General features: G+C 74.1%; 8 protein-coding genes and 1 pseudogene. 2 read left to right on the top strand and 7 right to left on the bottom strand.

Features of this window, described 5'->3' with window-relative positions; genetic code table 11:
• Positions 1 to 96 precede the first annotated feature (96 nt).
• Positions 97 to 3,663 (top strand): choice-of-anchor D domain-containing protein, encoded by a 3,567-nt coding sequence (locus ACFPIJ_RS59935; protein WP_380128515.1) that lies wholly within the window; start codon positions 97 to 99, stop codon positions 3,661 to 3,663.
• A gap of 66 nt (positions 3,664 to 3,729) precedes the next feature.
• On the opposite strand, the gene ACFPIJ_RS59940 is transcribed toward ACFPIJ_RS59935, so the two are convergent.
• Together ACFPIJ_RS59940 and ACFPIJ_RS59945 are read right to left on the bottom strand one after the other, a co-directional pair.
• Complete coding sequence (locus ACFPIJ_RS59940) at positions 3,730 to 4,608, bottom strand: hypothetical protein (RefSeq protein ID WP_380128516.1); 879 nt, start codon at positions 4,606 to 4,608, stop codon at positions 3,730 to 3,732.
• Entirely contained in the window at positions 4,601 to 5,095 is a 495-nt protein-coding gene (locus tag ACFPIJ_RS59945) for a SigE family RNA polymerase sigma factor (protein ID WP_380128517.1), read from the bottom strand. The genes ACFPIJ_RS59940 and ACFPIJ_RS59945 overlap by 8 nt, the downstream gene beginning before the upstream one ends.
• Before the next feature lie 54 nt (positions 5,096 to 5,149).
• Here ACFPIJ_RS59945 and ACFPIJ_RS59950 point away from each other — a divergent pair, with 54 nt between their 5' ends.
• A complete protein-coding gene (locus ACFPIJ_RS59950) occupies positions 5,150 to 5,401 on the top strand; it encodes a hypothetical protein (RefSeq protein WP_380128518.1) in 252 nt (83 codons plus the stop codon).
• Positions 5,402 to 5,699: 298 nt separating this feature from the next.
• On the opposite strand, the gene ACFPIJ_RS59955 is transcribed toward ACFPIJ_RS59950, so the two are convergent.
• From ACFPIJ_RS59955 to ACFPIJ_RS59975, 5 genes and pseudogenes are all read right to left on the bottom strand, one after another.
• Entirely contained in the window at positions 5,700 to 7,784 is a 2,085-nt protein-coding gene (locus ACFPIJ_RS59955; RefSeq protein ID WP_380128519.1) for a hypothetical protein, read from the bottom strand.
• Between the two features lie 31 nt (positions 7,785 to 7,815).
• The gene (locus ACFPIJ_RS59960; protein WP_380128982.1) at positions 7,816 to 10,917 is read right to left on the bottom strand and encodes a DUF5682 family protein; all 3,102 of its coding nucleotides are present in this window, start codon (positions 10,915 to 10,917) and stop codon (positions 7,816 to 7,818) included.
• A gap of 693 nt (positions 10,918 to 11,610) precedes the next feature.
• Positions 11,611 to 12,360, bottom strand: a pseudogene (locus ACFPIJ_RS59965) (DUF5682 family protein); the annotation flags it as partial.
• Entirely contained in the window at positions 12,344 to 13,531 is a 1,188-nt protein-coding gene (locus ACFPIJ_RS59970) for an ATP-binding protein (RefSeq protein ID WP_380128520.1), read from the bottom strand. The pseudogene ACFPIJ_RS59965 and the gene ACFPIJ_RS59970, both read right to left, overlap by 17 nt.
• Positions 13,528 to 18,324 carry a hypothetical protein gene (locus tag ACFPIJ_RS59975; RefSeq protein ID WP_380128521.1) on the bottom strand — a complete coding sequence of 1,599 codons (4,797 nt, stop codon included), beginning with the start codon at positions 18,322 to 18,324 and terminating at the stop codon, positions 13,528 to 13,530. The genes ACFPIJ_RS59970 and ACFPIJ_RS59975 overlap by 4 nt, the downstream gene beginning before the upstream one ends.
• Between the last annotated feature and the right edge of the window lie 17 nt (positions 18,325 to 18,341).

Raw genomic sequence — 18,341 nt, forward strand, 5'->3', positions numbered from 1 at the left:
CGTCACCACCAGCGCCGACCAGCCCGACACCGCCAACTCGCGGCCGGCCGGCTGATGCCTCGCGCGGTAACGGCCCCCGTCGAAAGCGAGCAACACATGTTCCGGTCCACCCGAGGTGCCAGACGGAAGGGGCGCTTCGTCGCCCTGACCGCGGGCACCACGCTTGCCGCCGCGGGCGTCGTCGTCGGTATGACGATGTCGCCGGCCTCGGCGGCCGCGACCGGCGGCGTCGGTGCGACGCTGCCCTATGTCGAGGTGCAGGCGGAGAACGCCTCCACCAACGGCACCGTCATCGGCCCCAGCGCCGCCTACAACACCCTCGCCGGTGAGGCGTCCTACCGCAAAGCGGTCACGCTGCAGGGCAGTGGCAAGTTCGTTGAGTTCACCGCGCCGGTGCAGACGAACTCGATGGTCTTCCGGTACAGCATCCCGGACACCGGCAACGGCTCGGTCTACACGGCGCCGATCTCGCTGTACATCAACGGCGTGCGGTCCAACAACTTCACGCTGACCAACGCGTACAGCCACTACTACAGCAGCTACCCGTTCAGCAATCAGCCGGGCAGCAACCACCACCACTACTACGACGAGGTCAACCGGCTCTTCCCGCAGAGCTACCCGGCGGGCACCAAGTTCCGCCTGCAGGTCGACTCGGACAGCACGGCTTCGTCGTACACCATCGACCTCGCGGACTTCGAGAACGTCGCGGGACCGCTGTCGCAGCCGGCCGGCTCCGTGTCGATCACGAGCAAGGGCGCGGACCCGAACGGCGTCAACGACTCGACCTCCGCCATGAACCAGGCGATCGCCTCCGCGGGTGCGGGCGGCACGGTGTGGATCCCGCCGGGCACGTTCAAGATCCAGGGTCACATCGCGGTCAACAACATCACGATCAAGGGTGCCGGCATGTGGCACTCGAAGACGACCGGTGACCGGATCGGCTTCTACGGCAACTACGCGCCGTCGCCGAGCACCAACGTGCACCTGTCGGACTTCTCGATCTTCGGCAACGTGCAGGAGCGCAACGACGCCGACCAGGTCAACGGCATCGGCGGCTCGCTGACGAACTCGACCGTCGACCGGGTCTGGATCGAGCACACCAAGGTCGGCGCCTGGATGGACGGGCCGTTCGACAACCTGGTGTTCAACCAGATGCGGCTGCGCAACTACAACGCCGACGCGATCAACTTCCACAACGGCGTGACCAACTCGAAGGTCACCAACAGCCACGTCCGCAACGCGGGTGACGACGGCCTGGCCATGTGGGCCGAGCAGAACGCCGACGTGAACAACTCGTTCGACCACAACACGGTCGAGCTGCCGATCCTCGCCAACGGCATCGCGATCTACGGCGGCCACGACAACTTCGTGACCGACAACAAGGTCATCGACGCCGGCCTGAGCCAGGGCGGCGGCATCCACGTCGGGCAGCGGTTCGCCTCGACCCCGATCGGCCGCACCGACGTGCTGCGCAACACGATCATCCGGTCCGGCAACCTCGACCCGAACTGGCAGTTCGGCGTCGGCGCGCTGTGGTTCGACGCCCGCGACGGCGTGATGAACGGCCTGACCAACGTCGACAACATCCTGATCCAGCAGAGCCCGTACGAGGCGATCCAGTTCGTCTCGGGTTCGCAGATCAACAACGTGAAGATCAACAACGCGACGATCCAGAACACCGGCACGTTCGTGGTGCAGCTCCAGGTCGCCGGCGCGGCGACGATCACGAACAGCACCGCCACCGGTACCCAGGCCTCCGCGCCGATCTACAGCTGCGGCGTGGGCTTCAACCTGACCGACGGCGGCGGCAACTCGGGCATCTTCGGCTCGACCGCCTGCCAGATGCCGGTGCCGACGTTCCCGCCGTACCTGCCGGACAACGGCTCGAACATCAACGTCAGCCCGAGCGCACTGGGCTTCGGGTCGGTCGCGACCGGCGGCACCAGCGCCGCACAGGCCGTCACGGTCACCAACAGCGGCACCGCGTCGGCCCCGGTCGGCACGATCGCCGTCTCCGGTGACTTCGCGCAGACCAACACCTGCGGCAGCAGCATCGCCGCCGGCGCGTCCTGCACGGTCAACGTCACGTTCAGCCCGACGGCGGCGGGCACCCGCACCGGCAACCTGTCCGTGACCGCGGCCGGCGTCACCAGCACCGTCCCGCTGTCCGGCACGGGTGTCGCGCCCGGACCGGTCATCAACGCCAACCCGACGACGCTGTCCTTCGCCGACACCGTCGTGGGCGCCTCCGCCCCCACACAGACGGTGACGCTCACCAACTCGGGCACCACGTCGGCCACCGTCTCCGGGGTCACCACCAGCGGCGACTACAGCCAGACCAACACCTGCGGCTCCCTGGCCGTCGGCGCGTCGTGCACGGTCACCGTGAAGTTCACCCCGACCACCTCGGGCGCCCGCACCGGCACCCTCACCGTCGCCAGCAACGCCAACAACAGCCCGGCCACGGTCGCGCTGTCCGGCAGCGGCATCGGCACCAACACCAACATCGCCCTGAACAAGACCGCCACCGCCAGCAGCCAGGTCAACGGCACGCAGGCGGCGACCACGGCCACCGACGGCAACGCCGCCACCTACTGGGAGAGCAACAACAACGCCTTCCCGCAGTGGATCCAGGTCGACCTCGGCGCGACCACCAGCATCGGCAAGGTCACCCTGAAGCTCCCGCCGGACGCCGCCTGGGCGACCCGCCAGCAGACGCTGTCGGTCCAGGGCAGCACCGACGGCTCGAACTTCAGCACGATCGTCGGCTCCGGCCAGCAGACCTTCAACCCGGCCACGGGCAACACGGTCAACCTGACCTTCTCGGCCACCAACACCCGGTACGTCCGCGTCAACATCACCGCGAACACCGGCTGGCCGGCCGGCCAGGTCGCGGAGCTGGAGGTCTACCCGAGCGGCGGCACCACGCCGAACGTGGCCGTCCTCAGCGCCAACCCGACCAGCCTCACCTACGCCTCGCAGGCGCTGAACACCACCAGCGGCTCGCAGGCGGTCACGATCACCAACACCGGCACCGCGGCGGCCACCGTCTCCGGGGTCTCCGTCACCGGTGACTACCAGCAGACCAACAACTGCACCTCGATCGCCGTCAACGCGTCCTGCGTCGTCAACGTGAGCTTCCGGCCCACGGCGTCCGGGACCCGCACCGGCACCCTCACCGTCACCAGCAACGCGCAGAACAGCCCGACCACGGTCTCGCTGTCCGGCACCGGCGCCGGTGGCACCACGCCCACCAACCTGGCGGCGGGCAAGCCGACCAGCGAGTCCAGCCACGTCCAGGTGTACGGCTCCGGCAACGTCACCGACGGCGACCAGAACTCCTACTGGGAGAGCAACAACAACGCCTTCCCGCAGTGGGTCCAGGTCGACCTCGGCTCCGCGCAGAGCATCAGCAAGGTGGTCCTGCAGCTCCCCACCTCCTGGGGGGCCCGCAACCAGACCATCCAGGTCGTCGGCAGCACCAACGGCTCCACCTGGTCGACGCTGAAGGACCAGGCGTCCTACGCGTTCACCGGCGGGGCGGGCAACACCGTCACGATCACGTTCACGGCGCAGACCCAGCGCTACGTCCGGCTGAACATCACGGCCAACACGGGCTGGCCGGCGGGGCAGATCTCGACCTTCCAGGTCTGGAACATCTGATCGCTCCGTAAGGGCACGGGGTGCCGCCGGTCTTGCGGACCGGCGGCACCCCTCGTTCATGGGTTCTCAGCCGACGACGGCGAAGAGGTCGCTGAGTCTGGCGTTCTCGTCGAAGTCCCGGAATCCGTCGAACTCCGCCGGCAACGACGGGACACCGCCACGGCCGTAGTCGATGACGACGAGGACCCTGTCGCCGCGCCGCTCCACGGCGATGAAGAACTCCTGCACGCCGGCCTCGGTCTCGTACGTGCGGCACGCGAGCACCGACTCGTCGCCGCCGAGCGTGCCGGTCGACACCTGCCGGTACCGCACCGTGACCTGGGCCGTGTCGAACACCGACGCGGCGCGCTGCACCGACGGGCAGCGGGCGAGGGCCGAGCGGACCTCGGCGACGTAGGCGCTCGCGCCGCCCGCCGTGTAGGTCGACATCGTGCTGCCGTACGTGCTGGAGGTGGTCGGGTCCAGCCCGGGGTGCAGGAGAATCTCATGTGAGGTGCGGGCCAGGAGCTTCGCCTCGCTCGGGTGCGCCGTCGTCGCGCACGGCGCGGGCAGCCGCTCGTCCAGGTACCCCACGCGCGGTGGATAGCAGTAGGTCACCGAGGTGGCGCAGAGATCCTTCGGCCCTTTGACGGACGACGACGCCCCAACCGACGGCCACGGAACTGACGTGGGCTCGGTTGTGGGCCCAGTCGTGGGATCCGCCGTGGAGGACGGCGACGGGGTGACGGTCGGAGTGGTCGAAGGCGGGGGCGGGAGCGCCTGCCACGACGGCTGGAACGCGACCGCGGCGCCGCCGATCACGGCGAGGACGGCCAACGCCGCGGCCGCGAGTCGCATCCGGTTGCGGCGGGTGCCGGCACGGCGCAGGTCGGCCGGGTCGGCGAGGACCACCCGGTCGGCGTCCGCACCCAGTGCGGCCAGCTGGTCGCTGATCGGGTCACGCATCGCGCTCACCGCCTTCCATGACGAGGGCCAGGGCAGCGCGGCCCCGTGACAACCACGACTTCACCGTGCCGACGGCGACCCCGGTCTCCACCGCGATCTCCTCCACCGGCCGGTCCAGCAGGTAGTGCAGGACGAGCGCCCGCCGTTGTGCCGGTGGCAGCTTGCGCAGCATCGCCACGACGAGCAGCGTGTCCTCGCTCGGCGCTGGTGCCACCCCGCCCGGCGGTGCCTTCGCGGTGAAGAGCCGCCGCACCGCCAGGTGCCGCCACCGGTCGGTCGCCAGCCGGTAGATGACCGTACGGAGCCACGCCTCGGCGGACTCGTAGTCGCGCAGCCGGGACCAGCGCTGCCAGGCCCGCACGTACGCCTCCTGGGTGAGGTCCTGGGCGTCGCCGAGGTCACCCGTCAGCCCGAAGGCGTACCGCATCGTGCGACGCGACGTCCCCCGGTAGAACTCGTCGTACGCCGCGCGGGCGTCGCTGCTCATGCCAGTGAACACGGCCAACCCCTCGGGAAGGTTGCGGTCGCCTACAGTGCGGATATGAGGCTCGTCCCGGTCGTGGAGATGGCGACGTCACAGCCCACGTACCTCAACCTGGACCACGCGACGCTGATCGCGCCGGTGCACCTGGACACGAGGGCCCGCGTGCTGCGCAAGGACCAGGAGACGTGGGCGGTCACCTTCGTGGTCACGGTCGGCGACACCGCGTCGGTGTACGCGACCCGCCGCTCGTTCGCCGGCGAACAGGATGCCCTCGCCTGGATCGCCGCCAACACCGAGGTGGTCCGCTAGGACCTGGTGTACGGCTCCGCGCCGGTGCCCGTTTCGGGCGCCGGCACTGGTGGCGGGTCGGTGCTGCCCGGCCCACCGGCCCTGGTGGGGAGTCGGTGGCTGCCCGGCGCACTGGTCGTGGTGGCGGGGTCGGTGCTGCCCCGGCCCACCGGCCCTGGTGGGGGTCGGTGACTGGCCGGCGCATTGGTCGTGGTGGCGGGCCGGTGGCTGCCCGGCGCACCGGCACTGGGACTGCCCGGCGCACCGGCCTTGGGACTGCCGGGCGCACCGGCCCTGGGGCGGGCCGGTGCGGCGACGGTCAGGGTGCGGCGGCCGGTAACCAGGTCGCCTCGGCGACGGCGCGGGTCGCGGCGTCCGTGTAGACGGCCGTGGCCAGCCACGCCTGGGCGAACGCGCTGCCGTCGTCCCCCGCGAGCCGCCCGAACGTGTCCCGGGGCCGGGTGCACGCCGCCTCCGTCAACCGGTCCAGCAGGACCGCGCCGGTGTCGAGCCGTCCCCGCCGCAGCCGGGTGGCGTCCGACGGACCCCGCCCCGCCGCGAACGTGTGCACAGTCCGCCCGCCCGACACCGTCCGCTCGACCTGCGCCGCCAGCAGCCGGAGCACCGGATCACCGGTCGTGGCGGCCCGGCCGGTCACCGGCGTGAGCGGCGACCCGGCCTCCCCGGGCGTGACCTGCGCGGGGTGATCGCCGGTGTCGTCGTCGCCCGGCGCCGCGATGCCCTCGGGCTGCGGCAGGTGGCTGCGGTGGAGCCGGTCGAACGCCAGGTCCACGTGCCCGGCCTGGGCCGCCGGCAGGTTCCAGCCCGTGCCGTCCACCGGCGCGACCGACAGCGGGAACACGGTGCCCGGCCGCGCCGGATCGGGGCGCGCGACCATCAGCAGCTCCAGGCCGGTCGCGCGGCCGAGAAACCGGAGATTGTCCCGGTACGCCAGCGCCGGCGAATCGTCCGCGACCCGCAGCGTCAGCGCGGCACCACTGGAGGCGGTCGCGGAGACGGCGTCGCCGCTGCCGGTGCCGTCGATCCGGACCGACAGGAACACCAGGTCGTCGCCGGCCCGCCGGTCCGTCACCGGCAGGGCGAGCGCCCCGAACGCCCGGTGCACCTGTTCGCCGAGCGGCACCCTCCACAGCCCGGCCAGGGGCTCCTCGTGCCAGCCGCAGCCGCCCGCCGTGACCGCGCGCACCGACCTGCCCGCCCCCAGCTGCCGGGTCGCGGAGGCCGTCGCACCCGACACGACCAGGCCCGCCCGGGTCAGCGCGCGGTGGCTGAGCGCGGTCTCGCCGAGCGCGACGGTCGCGTTGCCGGCCTTCGCGGCCCGCCGGGCGTCGCCGGGCATCAGGTCCGCGATCATCCACAGCCCGCCGTCCCGGTCCGCGACGTAGGTGACCACGCCCGCGTAGCCGGAGTCGGCGAGCACCGCCGTCGTGCACAGGCCGTGCAGGCGGAGGCTGCCCTGCAGCTCGTACGCCCGGCGGGCCGCACCCAGCAGCCCCTCCGCCGGGCCGCCACCGGCCGCCCGCAGCCGTTGCAGGACCCCGATGAGCTCCTGCAACGCGGCGGTCAGGTCCCCGAGCCGGAAGTCCGGGTCGCCGGAACGGGCGGCCTGCAGCATCGCGGCGACGACCCGGGCGGCGGCGGCCGGGCGGTACACCTTGCACGCCTGCCCCTCATGCGCCGCCCGCAGCAGCGCGGTGCGCGCGACGGTCCCCGACCCGGTGACACCCGCGGCGAGCACGTCGACGGCGGCCCGCCACAGGTGCTCGACCGCCGCCCGCTGCTGCACCGTCAACGGCTCGGCGACCGCCTCGGCCGGGACGGCCGCGCTGCCCTCGGCCGGGACGGCCGTGCTGCCGTCGGTCGCGACGGCCGTGCTGTCCGAAGCCGGGACGGCCGTGCTGTCCGAAGCCGGGACGGCCGTGCTGCCTTCGGTCGGGGCGGCCGCGTTGCCTGAGGCTGCGGCGGTCGTGCGGTCCGAGGCCGTTGCGGCGGTGGTTTGCGGGGCGCTGGGGACCTGCGCCGCGACGGGCGTCGCGGCGTCGGCCGGTGCGGTGTCCTGCGTTGGCCCTGCCGTGCCGGTCGGGGCCCCTTCCGCGTACGCCGGGGCGAGCGCCAGCACCGCAGCCCGGTGCAGGCAGTTCGGCGCGAGCAGGCAGGTGCACGTCGCCGCGTCCGGCGAGCGGACCACCCCGCCGTCGGTGACCAGGGTGACAGCGGTCGTGTCGTCGACGGCGACGGTGAACCGGCCGTCCGCCTCCGTCACCGGCAGCGCCGCGAACCGGGTCACCGCCTCGTCGACCTTCTTGCGCAACCGGGCCGGCAGCGCGTCGACGGCCGCCACCAGCACCGTGTCCGCCACCGGCGGCAGCGCGACCCCGCTCACCGGGCCACCGCCCGGTTGCGCTTCGGACCGCTCATGCGCGCACCTTCTCTCCGACCCAGCGGGCCAGCTCCAGCGGGCTCAACGCGGCGACCGGCATGCCGCACGCGACGAGTTGCGAGGCCACCGACACCGAGTACCGGGGGCGCCCCCCGTCGTCGAGGCTCGCGCAGCCCAGGACGGTCGCACCCGACTCGACCAGCGAACGGGTCTCCGCGAGGAGCCCGCCCAGGGGGTACCCCTCCTCGAAGTCGCTGACGACCACGACCAGCGTCCGCGACGGCACGGTCACCAGCGTCCGCGCGTGCCGCAGCCCGGCCGCGATGTGGGTGCCGCCGCCGACCTTGACCTCCAGCAGCAGGCCCAACGGGTCGCTGACCCGGTCGGTGAGGTCGACGACCTCGGTCGAGAACGCCACGAAATGTGTCGTCAGCGCCGGCACCCCGGCGAGGATCGCCCCGGTCAGCGCCGACCAGATGACCGACGCCTCCATCGACCCGGACACGTCGACGACGAGGACGAGCCGCCAGTCGACGCCCCGGCGGGCCTTGGTCCGGAACACCGGCCGCTCCGGGATGACCTGGACCCGGCCGGCCTCGTCGCGGCGGGTCGTCGCCAGGTTGGCCCGCAGGGTCCGCGGCAGGTCGAGGGGGCCGCCCGGCCGGCGGGTCGGCCGTGGCGTCGTGATCCCGGCGAGCGCCGGCCGCAGCCGTGCCGCCAGCTGCCGGGTGAGCTCCTCGACGATCCTCGCGACCAGCGGCCGCAGCCGCGCGACGGTCGACTCGGGCATCGCGCCCGCGAGGGACAGCACCGTCTGCAGCAGCTCCACCGACGGGGTGACCGCGTCGGGGTCCAGCAGCAGCGCCGCCTCCCGCCGGCCGGACTCCGCGGCCCGGGCGAGGACCTCCTCACGGATGCCCGGCCCGAACAGCGCGGACAGCTCCTCGGCCCACTCGCGCACACCGGGGAACGGCGCTTCCCGGCCTGCCCGCCCAGCGGCGTCGGCGCGGGCGCCCTCGCCGGTGCCGGCGCCGTAGAGTTCGTCGAGGGCGGTGGCGTACCGCGCGGCTCCCGGCCCGAGTTCGTCGGACCGCCGGCCCAGCAGAAGCCGCCACCGGTCCACTGTGGACAGTGTCCGGTCCGCGCCGAGCGCCGAGGGCCGGCTGGGCTTCTCCTCGGGCTCATCCGGCGACGCCGGCGGTGTGGCGTCCGTGCTGGGTGGGGTCAGGCCGTACGCGGTGAGCGCCGCGGCACCCGCCCGGTCGGCGAGCAGCCTGACGAGCAGCTCCTCCGGCGACACGTCGGTGATGTCGCGGGCCGACGCCGTGTCGCCGAGGCGTTGCTCGACGACGGCGAGCAGCCGGTCCCGGCCGGCGGGGCTGACCGCCTGGAACCCGCCGCGCAGCGCCGGCAACCGGGACAGGAAGTCGTCGTCGGGCAGGGACTCCACCCGGTCGAGGAGCCCGTCGAGGATGTCGTCGCCGGCCTGCAGGAGCGGTTCCGCCGCGGTGAGCAGCCCCCGGAGGTGGCCGAGCAGCCGGCGCCGGCCGTCGTCGGTGCGGGCGCCGTCGACCCAGGACGCCAGCCGGGTGCCGAGCGCCGCGGGCTCGCTGAGGCCGAGGATCACCTGCACGGCTCCCGCCGCCGCCGACATGACGGGGGTGCCGTCCCGGGCGAGCCGGTCCACGGCACCGGCGAGCCGGAGCCCGACCCCGGCCGCGTCGGCGCGCTGGGCGAGGGCCACGAGGGCCCGGACGTCGTCGGCGGACTCGGATCCCGTCAGGCCGTCGACCTGACGCACGGCGGCGGACTCGAGCGACTCGAGCATCGGGGCCAGATCGCCGAGCAGCCCGGCGGGCATGCCGGGCACATGCCCGCGGTCCAGCCGGTCGACGAGGGCGAGCGCGGCCATCAGCTCGTCCAGGCTCGCGGCGGCCGGCACCTCCGCGGCGACCTCCGCGACCCGTTCGCGGGTCAGCGCGACGAGCCCGCAGCCGGCGGCGACGGCGAGACCGTCGATCAGCTGCGCCGACGTCGGGCCTTCGGCGTCCTCCTCGCCGCGCCGGCGGTGCCGCAACGTGCCCTCGGCCGCCTGGGCCAGGGTGACGCCACGGATGCCGGCGAGCTCCAGCATCGCCTCGGTGCCCGGCACCCACTGCACGGTCCACCGGGTGGTGAGCGCGTCGGCCCCGCCGGTGCCTTCGACGGCGACGCGTTCGCCGTACGGCACGCGACACACCTCGAGCTGCCGCAGCGCCACCTCCCGCCGCCGGTCCAGATCCGAGCGCAGCGAGTCGAGCCGCATGTCGCGGGCCTTCTCGCCGGCGACCGGCAGGCGGAGCTCGGCGACGAGCGCCTCGACCGCGGGCCGCAGCCCGGACCGGGGCGTGCCCGGCGCGAGGACGCCGCGTTCCTCACCGACGAGCACCTGCTCCATCGCCGTCGCGACGACCCGCCCCCGACCGAGGACCTCGCCGTGGGCGACGACGCTCTGCAACGCCTCCACGATCTCGCCCCGGCCGGGCGACGGCAGGGCCCGCAACCGGGCCAGGTCGGTCGCGAGCCGGAACGCCTCCCGCGCCTCGGCGGGCCCGGTCGGGTGACCGGCGGCGCGAACCCGGGCGCACACGTCGACGATCGCGGTGAGTGCGGCCCGTTCGACGTCCGCGGGCCGTCCACCGGCGGCGACGACCGCCTGCTGCCAGCGGGGGTCACGGATTCCGGCCGGGTAGCCGGACCTGGCGTCCAGCAACGAGAACGCGTAGGGCACCAGCGACGTGACGACCTCGGCCGCCTTGCCGGCCCGCTGCGGCGCCGCCTCGGTGCCGGGTTTGTCGACGTCGAGCAGCGCCCACGCGTGGAACGAGCCGACGACCGCGGCGACCCGCCGCCCTTCGAGCGCGGCGAGGTGCCGGCGCATCCACGCCTCGCGGCGCAGGTCGAGCGGGGTGACGTCGTCGCCGGTGTCGTGCCGCATCGCCCAGCCGACGAGCAGCGCGGCCCGGCGGACCGCGTCCGGCACGGCGCCGGGAGCCCGTGCCTCGACGACCCGGTCCCACATGTCCTCGTCAGGACGCCCGGTCGCGGCCCGCCGCAGGGCGTCACCCAGCAGCCGCATCCCTTCCGGCGCGACCATCACAGCCCCACCGTCGTCTCTGGACGCCGGCCCGTTCGAAGCCGGCCCGTTCGAAGCCGGCCCGTTCGAAGCCGGCCCGTTCGAAACGAGTCCGGCTGTGGCGGGCCCGGCAGGAGCGAGCTGGCTCGGGGCGCCGTCGGCAGGAGTGTGTGCGGATGGGGAGGGTCCGGCAGGGGCTGGTCCGTTCGAAGCGGGCCCGGCAGGAGCGAGCTCGTCTGGGGAAGCGCCGGCAGGGGTCTGTGCGGACGGGGGAGCGCCGGCAGGAGCTTGCGCGGATAGGGAGGGTCCGGCAGGGGCTGGTCCGTTCGAAGCGGGCCCGGCAGGAGCGAGCTCGTCAGGGGAAGCGCCGGCAGGGGTCTGTCCGGACGGGGGAGCGCCGGCACGAGCTTGCGCGGATGGGGAGGGTCCGGCAGGGGCTGGTCCGTTCGAAGCGGGCCCGGCAGGAGCGAGCTCGTCTGGGGAAGCGCTGGCAGGGGTCTGTCCGGACGGGGGAGCGCCGGCAGGAGTGTGTGTGGATGGGGGAGGTCCGGCAGGGGTCGGCGCGGTCGAATTGGGCCTGTCCAGGGACGCACCGGCAGGAGTCTGTGCAGATGAGGAAGGTCCGGCAGGGGCCGGGGCGTCCGGGGAGGGATTGCCAGGAGCGGGCGAAGCTGGGCCGTCCAGGGTCGGCGCCTCCGGGGTGGGCGGGCCGGCCGGTCCTTCGTGGGGTTCCTCGTGCCAGGCGCGGTCGGCGAGCGGCAGGTCGCACGGGATCACCTCGACGCCGTTGCGGGCCGCCCAGCGCACCGCGACCAGCTCCGGGGAGAAGTCCGCGAACGGGTAGAACGCTGCGGTGCCGCGTGGTCCGGCGACACCGGCGAGGGCGACCGGCGCCGTGGTGGCAGGGTCGGCCAGCCACGGCAGCCAGTCCGCGAACTCCGCGGGGAGCTCCAGGAGGAGCACCTCCGGCTGAGCCGCGTCGAGGAGGTCGTCCATGACCGCGGACAGCGCCGGCGAATGGTGCCGCACCCCGATGAGGTATGGCGCCGTCGACTCGGCCAGCGCCCGCAACGCCCCGTCAGGCCCCCCGTCGCCGTGACCGCCGGCAGCCCCGCCAGCAACCCGACGGGCAGCCCCGTCGGCGTGGCCGTCGGCAGCTCCACGGGTAGCCCTGTCGGCGTGGCCGCTAGCAGCCCCACGGGTAGGCCCGCCGGGGGGACCGCCAGCAGCCCCGCCAGCAACCCCACGGGCAGCCCCGCCAGCGGGACCGCCAGCAGCCCCACCGGCGGGATCGCTAGCAGCGCTGGCAGCGGGACCATTAGCAGCCCCACGGGCAGGCCCGCCAGCGGGACCGCCAGCAGCCCCACCGGCGGGGCCGCCAGCGGCCCCGCTGGCAGTCACACCGGTGTGGTTGCCGGCGGTGGGGCTGGGGGTGGGTGGGGTGGGGTCAGGACTTGAGGACATCGCGGAGCTCCCACAGCTGGGTCCACAGCCGGGACCCCTCCTCGGCGCGGCGGCGGACGGCGCCGTCCCAGTAGCCGAGGAGCTTCGCGCCGTCGGCTGGGTCGTCCTTGCACACGACGCCCTGCAGGTGGGCCGGGAGCAGGGACAGGACGTCGCGGTCGCCGGGGAAGTAGGCGGCGGCGAGGCCGAGGGAGGTGGCGACGGCCACCGCCTCGGCGGTGCTCATCACCGTGGAGGGGCGTTCCACCTCCCAGCCCTCGACGGAACGCCCGGCGCGCAGGTCCCGGAAGGCGGTGACGAGGGCCTCGAGGACCGCCTCGTCGACGCCGAAGGGGGTGCGCACCCGGTCGAGGGCGGCCTTCGCCTGCCGGCCGACGAGCGCGGTCTCCGCGGCCAGGTCGGGGATCGGCCCGACGGTCTCGAAGTTGAAGCGGCGCTTGAGGGCGGCGGACATCTCCGAGACGCCACGGTCGCGGAGGTTGGCGGTGGCGATGAGGGTGAAGCCGGGAGCGGCGTGGATCGTGGCGCCGGCGGTGCCGGACAGCTCCGGCACCGCGATGCGGCGGTCGGACAGGATCGAGACCATCGCGTCCTGGACCTCGGGCAGGCAGCGGGTGATCTCCTCGACGCGGGCGACGGCGCCGGACCGCATCGCGGTCAGGACCGGCGAGGGCACGAGGGCCTCCGGGCTGGGGCCGCCGGCGAGCAGCAGGGCGTAGTTCCACCCGTAGCGCAACTGGTCCTCGGTGGTGCCGGCGGTGCCCTGCACGACCAGCTCGCTGGTCCCGCAGACCGCCGCCGACAGCAGCTCCGACAGCATCGACTTGGCGGTGCCGGGCTCGCCGACGAGCAGCAGGCCGCGCTCGCCGGCGAGGGTGACGACGCAGCGCTCGACGAGCGCGCGGTCGCCGACGAACTTGCGGGTGATCGCCAGCTTCGCCGGCAGCTCGCCGCCGCGGGCGCCCTTGGGCAACGTCAGCTCGTCGCTGCCGACGATGAACGTCACCACGGCCCGCGGGGTGAGCCGCCAGCCGGGCGGCCGGGCGCCGTCGTCATAGGCGGCCAGGAACGCCAGCTCGCCCGCGTGCGCGTGCTCGGCCGGATCGACCTGCCGGGCCGGCTCGGCGGCAGCAACCGCGGCCGGTCCGGCGGCAGACAACGTGGTGCTCATCGACGCCCTCTCGTGGTCAGTTCTTCGAAGCGGGGGTGGTCGCCGCCGGTGATCCTGGCCCAGGTCACCGTGAACAGCGCCGGCGCGGGTGCGACGGGGATGACGGCGCCGAGGCCGGTCACGTTGTCGCCGTCGCGGATGAACAATGGCAGCTTCCACAGCTCGAACGGCAGGTGGGGGCTGGACAGCGCGACCCAGCCACCGGGCAGGAACAGGCTCCGCCCGGCCCGCGCCCGCTTGGCCTCCACGACCAGGTCGGTGGCCGCGAGCTCGGCGCGGGCCTGCTTCAGCCGGGCCGGCTTCCAGCCCGTCCAGGCCGCGACGTTGCGGTCGGTCGGGTCGGGCAGGGCGAGCAGCTGCAGGTAGAGCGTGGCCGCGTCGGCGCCGAGTCCGTGCTTCGCGGCGACCTCGGCGACCAGGTCCGGTGCGGAGCGGGACGGGTCGTGGTCCTCGTCGGCGCCGTCCGTGGAGGCCGCCGCCTCCACCCAGGCGTCGAGCTGGCCGTTGAGGATCGCGCGCATCGCGACGAGGAAGCGCGGCGAGCTGTCGAGCTCGGTGAGCAGCACGGCCAGCCGCGGGTCGTCGGGGCCCGCCAGCAGCGCCGGGCGGATCATGATGCTGGGCCAGTTGCGCTCATAGACGATCTTGTAGACGCCGGCGTCCTGGGTGGTGCCGTCGACGGTGACCGGCAGGCCGATCTTCGCGATGAACTCCGTCAGGTCCTCCACGTAGAGGGTCCCGATCTGGACCTCGAGCTGCGGGTCGGCCAGCCGCTGCCGGACCAGGTCGAGCACCCGCGGCAGGCTGACGCGGGCCGCGTGCCCGGCCGGGAGGCGCCGCACCAGCCACGGGATGCTGCGGGTGACGGCCCTGAGCAGGTCTGGGATGCCGATGCCCGGGACGGTGCCGTGCAGCCAGCGGCACGTCTCGGGATTGGCCAGGCCGTGCACGAACGCCGAGGCCTGCAGGCCCGACGTGATCCCGGCCTTGCGCACCTCGACGACAAGGTCGTCGGACAGCGGGGTCCGCACCCCGTAACGCTGCACGTGCCAGGCGGCGGCCCGCTCGACGTCCGGCCCGCCGGCCCACAGGCCCGCCGGGTCGTCGGGCAGCAGCGCCGCGCCGAGGGTGCGGCGCTCCGAGCGTTGCAGCGAGTCGCGGTCGTTGAGCGCGCCCTCGATCGCCGCCTCGGTGAGGACCTCGCCGAGGTGCCAGCCGTCCGGCCGGCGCTCCTCCCAGTCCTTGACCGTGACCGGGTCGGCGAGCAGCACCGTCGCGTCGGCGAGGGTGATGCCGGCCGCCGCGGACAGCGCCGGGACGAGCTCCGGGCGCCACGGCAGCGGGCCCCCCTCCAGGGCCGCCACGACGAACGCGGCGAGCCGGTCACTGTCCCACCCGCCCGGGTCCAGCACGGTGTGCCGGGTGATGGCGTGGCCGGCGACCGCGCCGAACGTGCCGTCGGGGGAGTATTCGACCGCCTTGACCTCACCGTCGGAGTGGTCGACGCGCAGCACGACGAGCCGTCGCTCCCCGGTGCTGATGACGTCGCCGGGCGCAGGCAGCGCGGTCAGGTCGTCGGCCTGCAGCCAGAGCCGCCGCAGCCGGCCGCCGGGCGCGAGCAGGCCCGAGCTGGCGATGACCTCGAGCAGGCCGAGCAGGTGCGCGTGGTGCTGGGCCGAGATCAGCGGCGACACGGTGCGGTAGATCACGGCGGGCAGCGCCCCGACCACGTCGAACCAGTCGGGGTCGGCGCCGCCGGCGAGCGGCGCGATCGGGCGCCCGGGCTCCCGGCCGAGCAGCGCCGCGCCGACGTGGATGAAGAGGTTGGCCCCGACGTGGCTGTAGTCGTAGCAGCTCGGGATGAGCCCGGACAGCGCCGCGTTGAGGATGCGGTCGGCGGGCAGGTGGGCGTCCGGGTCGACCTGCACGGGCTCGGCCGCCATGGTCGCGGTCGCGGTGGTCAGCTCGGCCAGCCGCGCCGTGGAACGGGCCGCCTGCTTGACGATCCCGGCGATCCCGGCGACGAGCGGCGCGGCGCTCACGTCGGGGAACGCCTCGGCGACGAGCTTGCGCGCGGTGTCACCGTCGATCTTGGCGTCCGGGCCGACGAGGTCGACGACGGCGGCGAGCAGCCGCGCCGCCTGCTCGTCGGTGACGGCCCGCAGCGCCGCCGAGCCGGCCTCGTCGCGGACCCGCAGGTAGTGCCAGTAGGTCGCCGGGGGGAGCATGCGGGTGCCCTCGCGGAACGGGTCCTTCTTCAGGTTGGTCCGGAGCACGGCGATCTTCGTGCCGTCCTCGGCGCACAGGATGATCTTGTTGTCCCGCCACGCGTCCTGGAACACCATGCCGTAGACGGCGTCGGCGCCCGGGAACCGGACCGCGCCCACCAGCCGCCCGTGTCCGCGGCCGCTCAGCTCGAACTGCTCCGGCATCGTGAACGTGCGGCCGTCCACGCCGGTGCCGGTCTCCGTGCCGCCCTCGGTGGTGCGGACCCGCCAGCCGACGAGGCCGTCGTGGTGCCCGAGCGGGCTGGTCGCGGCCTGCGGCGGGGCCGGCAGCAGCTGGGAGCTGTCCACCACGAGGGTCTGCCCGTCGACGGCGCCGGCCTCGAAGAACGCCGGCAGCGACGGCCGGCCGAGCACGCCGGTGGCCACGTCGTATTCGTGCCAGCGCCATGTCTCGTCGGCCCCGGACTGCGCCAGGGTCCAGTAGTGCTGGCCGTCGCTGCTGACCCGGGCCCGCTCGTGGGAGGACCGGTCGCCGACGTGCAGCGGCCGGCCGCCGATGGTGCGCCCGCCGCCCGGCAGGGCGATCGACATGTGACCGTTGACGCTGAACGCCTCGCCGGGGGTGGTGAACACGTCGTCGGCGGTGCCGCTCCAGTAGCTGGCGCGCTCCTCGCCGATGTCCCAGCTGACCAGCAGCTGCCCGTCGACGTAGCGCAGCACCGTGCTCCAGTCGTAGTGCCGCTGGCCGGTGGGGATGCGCAGGGTGTGCTCCAGCTCCACCTCGTCGGCGCCGACGACCGCGACCAGGTCACCGGCGCGGACCACCAGCTGCGGCCACTGCCGCTGCAGGCGCACCTTCGCGTCATAGGTGTCGTCGTCGGACTCGATGTCGGCGTCGCCGACGAGGGTGTCGACCGCGGCCTCCAGGGCCGGCCAGCCGAACTCGTCGAAGACCCCGGCGCGCAGCGTGGCGGCGAGGGCCGGGCCGAGGTCGTGCCCGGTGATGCGGCGCACCGCCTCCGGGTTGACCGCGAGACCGTCCGGGCAGGCGATGAGCGCGAGCCGGCGGAGCTGGTCGTCGATGCCGGGCAGGCCCTGCTCGACCACGCTGCCGGCGAGCTGGTCGACCCACCAGTGCAACGCCGTGCGCAGACCCGGCACGGCGACGACCGCGGCCACGTCCTCGGGTGACACCTTGGTGCTGCGCCAGCCGGGACGCAGGTGGTCCTCGATGCTGTCCGCGAGCCGCGGCAGCAGCCGCGGGTGCGCCACGACGTGGACGAGGTCGCGGCGGCCCGGCTTGTCGTCCTTGAGCCACTGCTCGACGCTGCAGCTGGCGTCGGTGGCGACCTCGCCCAGGGGGATCCCGAGCTCGAGGCACAGGTCGACGACGTCGAGGTCCAGATATCCCCGGGAGGGGCACAGCTCGGCCGGCGCGCCGTCGGCCTTGAGCCGCTGCGCCATCCGGGTCACCAGCGCGGCCTGCGCCGCCAGCCGGGTCCGGCGCCAGCCGGAGCGGTGCCGGTCGAAGCGGGTCAGCCAGCCGGCGGCCCCGTCGGGCGACTCGGCCTCGGCAGGCACCCTGCCGGCCGGCTCGGTCAGCGCCGCGGTCGCACCGGACTCGTCGAGGATCTCCAGCCAGGTCTCGTCGGGGCAGTTGCCGGGGAACATGGTCAGCAGCTGGCCGCGGACCGCGGGGTCCTGCCGGGCGACGGAGACCAGCACCGCACGGTAGGCGGTCCAGAACCCGCCGGGCGCCCGGACGATCGACGTGGCGGTGAGCAGGATCCGCAGCAGCGCCTCCTCCTCGTCCTGGCCGAGCTTCGCCGCCTTCGCCAGCCGGCGCAGGTCGGTGTGCATCGACGCATACGGGGGCATCCCGCCGAGGGTCCGCTCCACGCACAGCCGGCGGAACCGCTCATATGCCGTCGCTGCGTCGGCGCGGGCGGCGAGGTCGCGGGCATACGCCGACAGCGCCTTGGCGGTCAGCGCGCCGGCGAGCGCGAACTCCAGGAAGACCGTGTGCTGCCGGTCCTCGTCGATCTTCAACGCGAACGCCCGCTCGGCGTCGCGGGCCTTGCCGAACATCGACGCCGCATAGGTCGGGCTGTCCGCGGCGAGGAACGCCCGGGCGGCCTCCTCGTAGAACGTCGGCAGGAAGTGCGGCACGGAACGCGCCAGGCGCTCACCGAGCTCGACGAACCCGTCGCGGGCCGGGCCGATCCGCGACTTCGCGATCCGCACGAGCCGCTCGATGTCCTTGACGAGCGCGAGGGCGTGGTGGCCGTTGGCGGGGTCGTGCACGAGCGCCCACGCCGGGAACCCCAGCGCCTGCTGCCGCACGACGCCGACCTCGGTGACGGTGTCGGGGGCCGCGAACCCGAGGAACTCCATGGTGAGGTCCTCGGCCGGGCCGAGGGTGCCCGGCACGAGCCGCACCACGGTGCGCTCGCCGAGGACGGGGTGCCGGTAGGCCCGGGTGGTCAGCGTGTCGATGGTGTCCTGGGCCACGCCCGCACCGCTCGGCAGCACCGCGCCGGCGTCCAGCAGAGCTTCCGCGGTCATGCCGCCACCTCCGCTGC

The organism is Dactylosporangium cerinum, assembly GCF_042653625.1.
GTDB lineage: Bacteria > Actinomycetota > Actinomycetes > Mycobacteriales > Micromonosporaceae > Dactylosporangium > Dactylosporangium cerinum.

Bases quoted from the DNA above. Each gene is read 5' to 3' on its own strand.
- ACFPIJ_RS59935 (WP_380128515.1), top strand. From the start codon at position 97: ATGTTCCGGTCCACCCGAGGTGCCAGACGGAAGGGGCGCTTCGTCGCC.
- ACFPIJ_RS59940 (WP_380128516.1), bottom strand. From the start codon at position 4,608: ATGCGTGACCCGATCAGCGACCAGCTGGCCGCACTGGGTGCGGACGCC.
- ACFPIJ_RS59945 (WP_380128517.1), bottom strand. From the start codon at position 5,095: ATGAGCAGCGACGCCCGCGCGGCGTACGACGAGTTCTACCGGGGGACG.
- ACFPIJ_RS59950 (WP_380128518.1), top strand. From the start codon at position 5,150: ATGAGGCTCGTCCCGGTCGTGGAGATGGCGACGTCACAGCCCACGTAC.
- ACFPIJ_RS59960 (WP_380128982.1), bottom strand. From the start codon at position 10,917: ATGGTCGCGCCGGAAGGGATGCGGCTGCTGGGTGACGCCCTGCGGCGG.
- ACFPIJ_RS59970 (WP_380128520.1), bottom strand. From the start codon at position 13,531: ATGAGCACCACGTTGTCTGCCGCCGGACCGGCCGCGGTTGCTGCCGCC.
- ACFPIJ_RS59975 (WP_380128521.1), bottom strand. From the start codon at position 18,324: ATGACCGCGGAAGCTCTGCTGGACGCCGGCGCGGTGCTGCCGAGCGGT.